The organism is Nitrosomonas europaea (assembly GCF_900167395.1).
GTDB classification, from domain to species: domain Bacteria; phylum Pseudomonadota; class Gammaproteobacteria; order Burkholderiales; family Nitrosomonadaceae; genus Nitrosomonas; species Nitrosomonas europaea.
This window is the reverse complement of sequence record NZ_FUWK01000031.1, coordinates 23,489-35,593: the sequence shown is the minus strand read 5'-3', so window position 1 is coordinate 35,593 and position 12,105 is coordinate 23,489. Positions and strand designations below refer to the sequence as shown.

General features: G+C 51.5%; 10 protein-coding genes. 4 read left to right on the top strand and 6 right to left on the bottom strand.

From position 1 onward, the window contains the following. From B5D58_RS09955 to B5D58_RS09940, 4 genes are all read left to right on the top strand, one after another. Positions 1-273, top strand: a 273-nt coding sequence (locus B5D58_RS09955) for an integrase core domain-containing protein (protein WP_143779567.1), incomplete at its 5' end; no start/stop codon positions are given. Between the two features lie 267 nt (positions 274-540). Then, positions 541-792 carry a type II toxin-antitoxin system ParD family antitoxin gene (locus B5D58_RS09950; protein WP_041357187.1) on the top strand — a complete coding sequence of 84 codons (252 nt, stop codon included), beginning with the start codon at positions 541-543 and terminating at the stop codon, positions 790-792. 3 nt (positions 793-795) lie between these two features. Beyond that, positions 796-1,017 (top strand): type II toxin-antitoxin system RelE/ParE family toxin, encoded by a 222-nt coding sequence (locus B5D58_RS09945; RefSeq protein WP_011112091.1) that lies wholly within the window; start codon positions 796-798, stop codon positions 1,015-1,017. 210 nt (positions 1,018-1,227) lie between these two features. Continuing rightward, positions 1,228-1,566, top strand: a complete 339-nt coding sequence (locus tag B5D58_RS09940; protein WP_011112092.1) for an MliC family protein — start codon at positions 1,228-1,230, stop codon at positions 1,564-1,566. Positions 1,567-1,605: 39 nt separating this feature from the next. Here the strand turns inward: B5D58_RS09940 and B5D58_RS09935 are convergent, their stop codons facing one another. The 6 genes from B5D58_RS09935 to B5D58_RS09910 all read right to left on the bottom strand — a co-directional run bounded on the left by B5D58_RS09935 (position 1,606) and on the right by B5D58_RS09910 (position 12,006). Beyond that, positions 1,606-2,808, bottom strand: a complete 1,203-nt coding sequence (locus B5D58_RS09935) for an acetyl-CoA C-acyltransferase (RefSeq protein WP_011112093.1) — start codon at positions 2,806-2,808, stop codon at positions 1,606-1,608. Between the two features lie 69 nt (positions 2,809-2,877). Then, positions 2,878-5,388 carry a 3-hydroxyacyl-CoA dehydrogenase/enoyl-CoA hydratase family protein gene (locus B5D58_RS09930; protein WP_011112094.1) on the bottom strand — a complete coding sequence of 837 codons (2,511 nt, stop codon included), beginning with the start codon at positions 5,386-5,388 and terminating at the stop codon, positions 2,878-2,880. 327 nt (positions 5,389-5,715) lie between these two features. Beyond that, positions 5,716-6,213 (bottom strand): TlpA family protein disulfide reductase, encoded by a 498-nt coding sequence (locus tag B5D58_RS09925; RefSeq protein WP_011112095.1) that lies wholly within the window; start codon positions 6,211-6,213, stop codon positions 5,716-5,718. Next, on the bottom strand, positions 6,210-7,448 hold the full coding sequence (locus B5D58_RS09920; RefSeq protein ID WP_011112096.1) for a sialidase family protein: 1,239 nt from the start codon (positions 7,446-7,448) through the stop codon (positions 6,210-6,212). Before B5D58_RS09920 ends, B5D58_RS09925 begins: the two co-directional genes overlap by 4 nt. Positions 7,449-7,525: 77 nt before the next feature. Further along, positions 7,526-9,652 carry a TonB-dependent receptor family protein gene (locus B5D58_RS09915; protein WP_011112097.1) on the bottom strand — a complete coding sequence of 709 codons (2,127 nt, stop codon included), beginning with the start codon at positions 9,650-9,652 and terminating at the stop codon, positions 7,526-7,528. Positions 9,653-9,882: 230 nt separating this feature from the next. Next, entirely contained in the window at positions 9,883-12,006 is a 2,124-nt protein-coding gene (locus tag B5D58_RS09910; RefSeq protein WP_011112098.1) for a TonB-dependent receptor family protein, read from the bottom strand. Between the last annotated feature and the right edge of the window lie 99 nt (positions 12,007-12,105).

Here is a 12,105-nt window from a genome sequence, read left to right as displayed (position 1 = left end):
GAACATTCCAAAACGAAAGCCAATCATCCGCAGACCAACGGTATTTGCGAACGCTTTCACAAAACCATCTTGCAGGAGTTCTACCAGGTGACATTCCGGCGCAAGATTTACCAGTCCATTGAAGAGTTACAACACGATCTGGATGATTGGATGGCGTACTACAACAGTGTGCGGACTCACCAGGGAAAAATGTGCTGTGGACGCACCCCGATGCAAACTTTAATTGACGCTAAGGAGATATGGGACGATAAAATTACCGAATTGAATAACTGAATCTGATCTAACAGGCACTCGTCAAATCGGGTAACTGTCAGATCAGATCTCAACTACTACACATAATGGCCTTAGGGAATCTATGAAAAACTACCTGCATTGCCATTTCTGCGTTAAAAATCGGCATCAAAATGCTCATTTATTATGTATAAACTCCGCTTTTTCGCCGATTTTTGCCTTGAACTGACTGCCTCGCTAACGTTTTTCAGAGGTTCCTTAGCATCGATTTCATGTTTTACAGCAGATTATCGCTATGGAGATATGACCATGGCGACCGTGCGTAAGACCATCTCACTAACCAACCAGCAAGATGCCTGGATTACCGCACAGGTCGAAGCTGGACGATTCACAAACGATAGCGAGTTAATTCGTGACCTCATCCGGCGCGAGCAGGAACGAATGGCCGAAATTGATAATATCCGGGCCGCACTCATCGATGGCGAGCAAAGTGGGGAACCGCAGCCGTTCGATTTTGATCAGTTCAAAAGACACAAGCTGGCGCAGCACAAACCAGGTTAATACATGGCTGAATACCGTCTCAGCCCGGCAGCGCAGCGTGATCTTGATGGAATTTTTAACTACACCTTTCAACAATGGGGCGCAGCTCAGGCCGTACGCTATATCGATATATTGGAAGCCGCCTGTACCGAGTTAGTCGAGACATCATCCCAGGGACAGGACTGCAGCTATATTCGACCAGGCTATCGCCGTCGCCACGTTGAACGCCATATTACTACCGAATAGAGCCTTTCGGTGTGGCCATCATCCGTATTCTGCACTATCGGCAAGATGTTCTCAGGCATCTGTAATTCCATTTCTAAATCAAAACTAACTTTGTCGGCTTTGCCGGTACGTTAATTCCCCTCAGACACTCTCGGGCTGAAGGCAAGATTTTCATTGGAGAAATAAAATAAACTATCTCACTGTCATCAGCCAAACCAATCAAATTACAGCATGAAATTATTTCTCAACTCATTCTTCTTCATACTTCTCACTGCCATCATATCCTGCACACCGCTATCAACCTCCAACCCCAAGGCTTCAGTCATCAATTCAGTCGTTTTCGTTTCAGATTCCGGACAGGTGGTACGAGCGATTTACCGGGATGATGACACGGTTACGCTTACCTTCCCGAACAACAGAATAGAGATGCTCAATCTTGCGGTTTCTGCATCAGGTGCACGTTATGTTGCAGGAATGAATGAATGGTGGGAGCATCAGGGAGAAGCCACCTATTCTGTCAATGATGAGCGGGTGTTCACGGGCAGACTGCAGCGCCAGCCTGCTAATTGAAGGAGTAACCGGGCGAATACCCGGTTTTAAGGAAGTATATTACAGGGCTTCAAACACACCGGCAGCTCCCATCCCGCCGCCGATGCACATGGTGACCATGCCATATTTGAGTTTGTGACGTCGTAAACCACTAAGCAGAGTGGCCACCCGAATGGCACCGGTTGCGCCCAGCGGATGCCCCAGTGCGATCGCCCCTCCCAGCGGATTGACTTTCGCCCGATCCAATCCGAGATCGTTGATTACTGCGAGACTTTGGGCAGCAAACGCCTCGTTCAATTCGATCCAGTCGAGTGCATCCTGTTGGATCCCGGTCTGTTCCAGCACTTTGGGAATCGCCTTGACAGGACCTACTCCCATGATTTCCGGCGGCACACCCGCCACTGTATAACCAATGAATCGCCCGATCGGCGTCAGATTGAAGCGCTGCAATGCTGCCTCGCTCACCACCATCACTGCACCAGCTCCATCCGACATCTGTGAGCTGTTACCGGCGGTTACAGATCCCTGGGCGGCAAATACCGGGCGTAATCGAGCAAGCGCTTCCGCACTGGTATCTGCCCGCGGGCCCTCGTCGGTATCCCGGACAATAGCTGTATTTTGGATTTCATGCGTATTCAGATCCGGCCGGTTTTCCTGAACAGGATAAGGTGAAATCTCGTCTCTGAATTCACCTTGCTCGATGGCGCGAATCGCGCGGTGATGGCTTTCCAGGGCAAATGCATCCTGTTCCTCCCGGCTGACTTTCCACTGTTCCGCCACTTTCTCCGCAGTAATGCCCATGCCGTAGGCAATGGCTACCTGCTCACTGCCTGGTTTGAACAGCGCCGGATTCATCGCGACCTTGTTACCCATCATCGGCACCATACTCATGCTTTCGGTCCCGCCGGCAATAATGACATCCGCTTCTCCCAGCCGGATCCGGTCGGCCGCCATCGCAACTGCCTGCAGACCAGAAGCACAAAACCGGTTGATCGTCACACCCGGCACACTGACCGGCAGACCAGCCAGCAGCAACGCCACGCGAGCAACATTGATCCCCTGCTCCGCTTCCGGCATGGCACAACCGACGATCACATCCTCGATTGCCGCGGGATCGAGTCCCTCACACTGTTTCAACACTGCCTGCAGCACATGCACCAGCAAATCATCCGGCCGCACATTCTTGAACATACCTCGTGGCGCTTTGCCTACTGGTGAACGTGTAGCGGCTACGATATAAGCATCCTGCACCTGTCTGGTCATGAGCTTCTCCTTCCATCCTTGAATTTTTGTTTCATTGCGCCCATCTTCTGCAATTTGAAATCACTCTACTCAGTTTCGCAACGGTTTGCCGGTTTTCAGGGTATACGCAATACGATCCTGGGTTTTCTCAGTTGCCAGTAATTCAATGAAGGCGGTCCGCTCCAGTTTCAGCAACCATTCCTCATCCACCCGGCTCCCAGCAACAATATCGCCACCACACATGACATGCGCAATCTTGCTGCCAATCAGATAATCATGTTCGGAAATAAACCCGCCTTCCAGCATGTTGACCAGGGTACTTTTGATTGTCGCGATTCCCGTCGCACCTGCCACCACGATTTCACGCGGACGCAACGGGGGACGGTAACCTGCCTCGGCCAGTGCAAGCGCCTGTGCCTTGGCAACATACAGCAATTCGAGACGATTCATAATGATCACGTCGGCAGGTTTCAGATAGTACATTTCCTTTGCCTGTTCCGCACTCTTCGCCAGTTGCGCCATTGCCACCGTCTGGAAATAATGTTTCAGATAAGGAAAAGGATCACCATCGACCGCATTACGCGCAGCACGCAAAGCAAACTCCTTGCATCCTCCCCCGGCCGGCAGCAATCCCACCCCTGCCTCGACCAGGCCGATATAACTTTCCATCGTCGTCACTGCACGATCACTGTGCATGACAAACTCACACCCGCCCCCCAGCGCCAATCCATCGACGGCTGCAACAGTCGGTATCAGACTGTAACGGAGATGCTGTGAAACCTGCTGGAAATGCGCAATCATCACCTCCACTTCAGCCAGCTTCCCGGCCATCAGCATATCAGCCACATCCAGACTGCGAGCTGCCTGCAAGATAGCCGACTGGGTAGCGCCCCTGATCTGTTTGATGAATTTCTCGAATGCTGAAGGAGGAGCTGGTGGTGCGGGTGGTGCTTCAGTTTTGGGCCGCTCGGTTGCCTTTTTCAGGTTGGCACCCAGTGAAAACGGCGGTTCGGTCTGCCAGATCACCAGTGCACGAAAATGATGTTCAGCCTCGGTAATGGCCTGCTGCATTCCTTGCAGTACCAGATTGTCAATCGTATGTTTTTTGGTCTTGAAACTGACGATGGCAACCTGGTCCCCGGTATGCCACATACGTAATGCATCCGTTTCAAAAACCGTTTCACCATAAACGATTTCCTCGCCCACTAGCCTGTCGGGAAAAAGCTGACGCCGGTACACTGGCAACTGCGAACGTGGTTGCCAGCTTTCCGTTATCGGAGCATAAGAACCTTCCTGCGTATGTACTCCCTGGATAGTACTCTGCCCGACTGTCTGCACCCAGGCTGGCAAGGGTATTTCAGCCATGGCCTTGCCGGCAGCAATATCCGCCTCTATCCAGCCGGCAACCGTATTCCACCCTGCTGCCTGCCATATCTCGAAAGGACCTCGTTCCCAGCCGAATCCCCAGCGTATCGCCAGGTCGAGATCACGCGCATTATCGGCGATCGCCGCGAGATGTATCGCACAGTAGTGGAACAGATCCCGGTGAATCGCCCATAAAAATTGGGCCTGTGGGTGCGAATGATCATGCAGCGCAGTAAATCGGGCCACAGGATCTTTCTGCTTCAGCAGTGCCTCGATTTCGTCGTCCACTTCGTTCTGTGCCGGCTCATACGTATCTGTGGCCGGATTCAATACATGGATGTCCTTACCCTGTTTCTGATACACCCCTTTGCCACTCTTCTGCCCGAGCGCACCATGATCGACCAGTTTCTGCAACCAGTCGGGAATAATGTAGTAAATATGCCAGGGATCCTCCGCAAGGCCGTTCTGCATGGTTTGCACGACATGCGCCAACACATCCAGCCCGACCAGATCAGCAGTACGGAATGTGGCACTTTTCGGCCGGCCGATCAGCACACCGGTAAGTTTATCTACCAGATCGAACGCCAGGCCAAACTGCCGGGCATGATGCATGGTCGCCAACATGGAAAAAACCCCGATCCGGTTGGCAATGAAGTTGGGAGTATCCTTGGCACGAATGATCCCTTTACCCAGACTGGTCACCAGAAAGCTCTCCAGCGCATCGAGTACCGCTGCATCGCTTTGCGCGCTCGGGATCAACTCCACCAGATACATGTAACGGGGTGGATTGAAAAAATGGATACCGCAGAAACGTGGTTGCAAGGCCTCAGGAATAACCGCGGCCAGCTGATTGATGGAAAGGCCGGAAGTATTGCTGGCTAAAACAGCCTGGTCATGCAGATAAGTAGCAATTTTCTCGTATAGTTCCGATTTCAGCTCCAGCCGTTCGGCAATCGCTTCGATCACAAGATCACAGTCCCTCAATTTTTCCAGATGCTGATCGTAAGTGGCCGGTTCGATACAGTTTGCCCGGTCGATCACCGACAAAGGTGCTGGTTCCTGTTTCTTCAGTTTCTCGATCGCTTTCAGTACATTGGCATCGGGATTTCCAGATTCGGCCGGCAGTTCGAACAGTAAAGTCTCTATGCCGGCATTGACCAGATGTGCGGCAATTTGCGCACCCATGACCCCCGCTCCCAGTACTGCAGCCTTTCTTACGATGAATGGATTGCTCAAGATACCTCCTGCGTGATCAGATTTCAGGGCAAATACTACCTGCTCACAACAAGAGCAGGATCAATCCTGTTAAAAAGATTACAAGCATGAACCCCAAAGAGCAAGCTGTTACTACCGGAACTGATCATGCGGCTCGACCATGCCTCACGGGTTGCTCACATGTTCCTGTGCAGTAGCAAACAGATACGATTTGCCTGGTGGAAAAAGATAAATCAGCCGGAGATACTCTTTATCCACCGGCTGAGTGAAGGCAGATCAGCCTGAACGAGTGTTCGATCTGCCTGAAAAAGTGTGGAAACGTATTATTTTCAGAGGAAATCTGGAAGGTCACTTGCTTGCGGACGAAGCATCCATACCGACACGCGCCAGCCAACTCTTGACATATTCCTGGCCGACCAGCCCGGTCTTGGCTTCACGCTGATGGCTCTGATCATAAAAATAGGTGCGCGGCACCTCGCCATACCAGCGCCGGTCGATCTCAAAACGCAGGCGTTCCGGCATATCCTCGGCAAACACCCACCGCTCGACCTTGTTCAACCCGTAATCAGCAAGATGAGAAACGATCTCCGGCTCATCATCCGGCGTATCCGCCGCAATCAGCACCAGATTCAGATCAGGATGCTGCTGCTTGAATTCACCAAGCATTTTCAGTTCAGTTGGACAGTAAGTACATGTCAGCGACCAGAGAAACAGTACGAAAGGTTTGCCTGCATGCTCTTCCTGAATCTGCGTCATACTTCCGAGTACAAACGGACGTACACCCTCGGTCGCCGATGCAACCCCGGCTATCGTCAACAGCCAGATAAACAGTAAACGACGCATCATAAATCCCCCTCTGCATTAAAGAAGCGCACTCCATCTCTGGCACTGTTCCACACGACGAGTGGTTTCTGTGCACCGACTACAAATACTGGCAGGTCGGCTGCACCACCGGTCGTTGCCACAGCACGAGCTGCTGACCAGGTATCGCCACGATCAGCCGAAACGGAGGCCATCAATTGATAATTATTGCCATCAAATTCGCGCCAGACCAGATAAACCTTCTTTCCATACGCAAATACAGCTGGGTAACCCGGCTGAAAATCAAGGTCACCAAATGCGTGCGGTGCGGTCATATTCTCACCGTCAGCACGCCGGTAAAACAATCCGGGATTCTGCGGATTCCCGGTAAACCACGCCAGATGGCGGCTACCGGCTTCATCCACTGCAATGTCGCCGCCATGATGAGGACAGGCATTGATTTCCCAACCATCCTCACTGGCCCGCAACACCTTGGGTTGCGAATCCAGCCGTGCCAGCGCGAAATCACGCATGCTGCCCTCGAACACATGCCGCCAGAACACAACCGGTACCCCATCAGAATCGAGCGTCATGCCGATTCTGCAGCATTCGCAGGCATGGTCAGCCAACTTGCGATTCGCAGAAAAACTCGCTCCGCCGTCTTCCGACGTTGCATAGTAAACCGTGGTGCCAACATACTTCTGCCCACCCTTATCAGCTGCATCACGTTCACGCCCGTCGAACCAGGTCAATGTCACACGGCCATTGTCACCCAGTGTCAAGGCACTGAAACCATGGCTGATTTCGCCCTGATCATCGTTCACAGTTACCGGCTCGGAAAAAGTACGACCACCATCGACAGAACGGGCAAAGCGGATATTCCCGGCAAACACCTTCGGCAGCGCCTGTACCCAGGTTACTGCGATCACCCCGTTACGCACCGCGATCTTCGGCCGGTTCTGGTTTTCTGCAAGAATCGCTTCAGGTTGCGGGTTTACCGTTACACCTTCAGAAAAATGCTTGCCGCCATCTTCCGAATGACTTACCCGGATATGGCCATCCTGCATACGAACCAGCCACAATTTCCCTTTTTCATCAGCCGCTACGGAAACAGCCATGCCGACTGCTCTTGTGCGCATTTCCGCCCACATTTTATTCATATCATGGCCGGGCTTTGCTGATTTAGCATCATGCGCATGTTGTTCAGCAGTCACGGTCAGGGGAATTACTGTGGAAACCATAGCAAGTGAAACGGCTGTAATGAAATGTTTTACTGACATCGTCGATCCCTTGAAATTAATCGCCAATCAAACCTGAAGATGGCTTGTTTATGAGCTCACCACTCCCATCATTATTTCTACATCCGATATTCGAGACCCGCGAAGAAAGAGCGTCCATCTCCTGGAAGGAAAAATTGATCCTGAAGAACACCCGCATTATTGTACTTAACCACATCTGTTACGCCTGTAGTAGCTGCGTATTTCTGATCAGTCAGGTTACGTGCCTCTGCAAACCAGGAAAATCCACTCTTACTCCGTTTACCGATTTTGAAACCCAGCAGCGCATAGGAATTGGCATATACCGTATTGGCATGGTCCACATAGTATTTCTGAGGTGACCATTCTACATTCGGACCGGCGTAGTATCCATCAGCATGACGGTAAGTCAGTTCCGCTTTGTAGAAATGACGTGGGATGCCGGCTAACTGATTATTACCGAAAGAAGCATCCCCATCGAATTTGAAATCATTGAACAGGTACATCTGGCGCAAATAGAACATTTTCACCAGCTCGATATCAAGGCCCAGTTCAACCCCCTGATGCACTGTTTTATCCGCATTGACCGTACCCAGTGAAGAACTGGTAATAGGATCCACTCGGGCAAGCAACTCATTACGTACATGCGCCCGATACAGCGCCACATCCCATTCGGCTATACCGAAATGACCTCGGCTACCAACTTCAAATGTGATCGCACGTTGAGCTTTTGCAAATACCGGAGCAACCACCGGCCCGGCAGTCAGTTCGGAAAAACTGGGAGGCTCAAAACTGGTACTGACGTTACTGAAAAACTGAATATGCGGATTCAGCTCATAAATCAATCCTGCTTTGGGAGTGAAGCGCTGGTAGTTCTTGCTTCTATCCTGGGCGCCTGCTCCAAACAGATCCTTTTGTTTACGTGTCGTATAACTGTACTGCGCACCCACAACCAGTGACAGTTCTGGCAATACGTACAGCTGATCTTCCGCATAAACGTCATAAGTGCTGGCACTCTGATCAAACTTGGCTGTACGTGCACCCGCTCTACCACCATTATTGAAGAAGCGATTATCCATAACAGTGCCCCAGCTCGGCTCGAAACCAACTACAAAACGGTTGCGCCAGCCAGCAATCGGCATCTCATTTATATAGCGCAACCCCAGGCCATAATCATGCGATGGCTGATCCAGCACCTGAAAGATCGGATGCCACAACTTCTTGTGTGAATAGAATGCGGAGAATTCCAGTTGCTGGCTATTTCCCAGCTTAAGCACAGTGCGATTGGCCACCCGGATCAGATCAAAATCCCGCTTCTGCCGACCAGCCAGACTAACCGCATTCGCTTGTTTGGGATTGGCTCTCAACTGTGCCTTGGTCAGGTTACCCGGCAATTGTGAATCAGTTTTGGTATAAGTGAGATAAAAACGGGTTTCCAGATCGGAGTTGACGCGATAACCCACATTACTGAACATGCGCCAGTTTTCCTGCTCTGACCAGTCACGGAAACCATCCTGGCTGTAGCGGGAAACGCTGGCAAAATAATCCAGCGAGCCATGCACACCGCCGGAAGAGAGCATCAGACGGTTATAACCAAAACTGCCTGCCTCACCACGCGCACGGAAACGTTCGGCATCATAACCGGTAGGGGTAACGAAATTGATCGCACCACCCAGTGTGGTCGATCCAAACTGCAGCGCATTACCTCCCCGGTATACCTCGATATAGCGTGCGGCCAGCGGCTCGATTGCCTGAAAATCCCCTCCGCCATCGGCCAGATTCAGCCGGGAGCCATCCTGCAACAGTTTGATACCGCGCATATGGAAAGTACGCTGAATACCGGAACCACGAATTGACAGGCGTGCTTCTTCAGCACCAAAACGAGGTTGAACAAACACACCCGGTGAATAACCCAATGCATCCTGCAACGTCGAGGCACGGCCGGTAGCATAAGATTCGCTGTCAATCACATTCGCGCCCCCTGGAATCTGACGCATTTTCTGTTGCACTTCCGGCAGACTTGGCACAGTAAGAGGTAAATCATCCTTAGATGTAGTCACTTTTATTGTTTCAAGCTGTACTGGCTCGTCAACCTCATGAGCTTGCGCCAATGGCGCTGCCATAGCTGCCAATACACCTGCCAGCACAATGACAAGCGGCTTCCGGGCCATGATTTCTCCACCCGATGACTCATAAAGCCCAGCTTGTTTAACCTTCTTTTCCTTCATTTTCTTCCCTCTGGAATTATTAGTATTGGCAATTACTGCACGCTGCCAATCTTAAGCCTGGCAGAATGACATCACAATGCGACAAATTGTCGCACCTTGAAGAAAAAACAAACGGATTAACGGGTTAATTCGAAATTCGGATCAGCAAAAAAAGCTAGGGAATACCATTTTATTCGGTTTCCCGGCATACCTCATTACCGGGGTATGCCGCCTTGATCTATTTTATGCGCCTACATCCGATACTCCAGACCAGCAAAGAAGGAGCGGCCATCTCCCGGGAAGAACAAGGCCGAGTTTGCGCCACCAAAGGCACCAACCCCCGCGATGTCGGTTACGGAAACCGTCGCCGCATATTTCTGGTTAGTCAGGTTACGCCCCTCGACAAACCAGGAAAAGCCGGTTTTGTTGCGCTTACCCAGCTTGAATCCAAGCAGCGCATAGGTATCGACAGACAACGTATTGGCATGATCCACATAATACTTCTCGGGTGACCATTCCACGTTCGGACCGGCATAATAGCCGGCAGGATGGCGATAGAGCAGCTCCGCCTTGTAGAAATGGCGCGGAATACCGGCCAGCTGGTTGTTTCCGAAAAGCGGGTCGCCATCAAACTTGAAATCGCTGAATGTATACATCTGGCGCAGGTAAAGCATTTTTGCCAGTTCCATATCCAGACCCAATTCCACTCCCTGATGCACGGTTTTATCCGCATTGACCATTCCTATCGGGAAACGGGACACTGGATCCACGCGGGCAAGCAATTCATTGCGCACATGTGAGCGATAAAATGCAACATCCCATTCGGCGATACCAAAACGGCCCCGGCTTCCCACTTCGAAGGTCAGTGCGCGCTGGGCACTGGCCAGTACCGGTGTCGCCTGCCAACTGGCCAGCTCGGAAAAACTGGGTGGCTCGAAACTGGTACTGACGTTGGTGAAGAATTGAATTTCCGGATTCAGGTCATAGATGAGTCCTGCCTTGGGGGTGAAGCGTTCGTAGTTTTTCTTCTGCCGCGGATCACCCGTATGCAGATCTTTCTGTTTGAGTGTCATGTTGGTGTACTGGGCACCCACCACCAGTGCAAGTTCCGGCAGCAGGTAAAACTGATTCTCTCCATACACCGTATAACTGCTGACATCCTGATCATATTTGTGAATTCGCGGACCAGCCTCACCATTGATATTAACGAACTGGTTATCCATCACCTTGCCCCAGCTTGGCTCGAAACCGGCCACAAACCGGTTACGCCAGCCGGCAATCGGCATTTCGTTGATATAGCGCAACCCAAGGCCGTAATCATGCGAAGGCTGCTCCATCACCACATAAATCGGGTGCCATACTTTTTTATGCGCATAGAATGCGGAAAATTCCAGTTGCTGGGCCTCACCCAATTTCATCACAGTACGATTGGCCACGCGGATCAAATCAAAATCCCGCTTGTACCGCGCTATATTGCTGTTAAAGAAATTTGCCTGCTTCGGGTTGTCTTTCAGTTCTGCTTTGGTCAGCTCGCCTGGCAATTGTGAATTGGTTTTGGTATAGGTCAGGTAAAAACGGGTTTCCAGATCGGGCGTGATTCGATACCCGGCATTGCTGAACATGCGCCAGTTTTCCTGCTCCGACCAGTCACGGAAACCATCCTGACTGTAGCGGGAAACACTGGCAAAATAATCCAGAGAACCATGCACACCACCGGAAGAAAGCATCAGGCGGTTATAACCAAAGCTGCCTGCCTCACCACGTGCGCGGAAACGTTCAGCATCGTAGCCGGTGGGCGTGACGAAATTGATCGCACCACCCAGCGTGGTCGATCCATACTGCAATGCATTGGCACCCCGATAAACTTCGATATAGCGTGCTGCCAGTGGCTCGATCACCTGAAAATCCGCGCCACCATCAGCCAGATTCACCCGCGAACCATCCTGCAGAATCTTGATGCCGCGCAAGTGAAAGAAACGCTGGATGCCGGAACCGCGAATTGACAGACGCGCTTCCTCGGCACCGAAACGGGATTGAACAAACACTCCCGGCGAATACCCCAGCGCATCCTGCAGTGTCGAACCCCGGCCATTGGCATAAGATTCGCTGTCGATGATATTTGCTCCGCCCGGGATTTTGCGCATTTCATGCTGCGCCTCAACCAGCGTTGGAACCGTAAGCGACCCCTGCCCGGATGCCACGACCTCGATTGTTTCCAGTTGCACCGGTTCCTTTTTACTTTCTGCCTGCGCCCATACCGATGTCATGCCCGCCAGCACACCCACCATCGCAACCGCCAGCGGTTTTCTGATCATGGCATCCCCAGCCTTGAGCAGATGTTGTCGCGATTGCTCAAACCTTTTTGTTCCCTTCATGTTTTTATCCCTGTTATGAAACCCTTAAAGTGATTGCAGTTACTGCAGGGCACCCATCATAAAGCGGGAGAAAGGGCATAACAATGTGACAAATTGTCG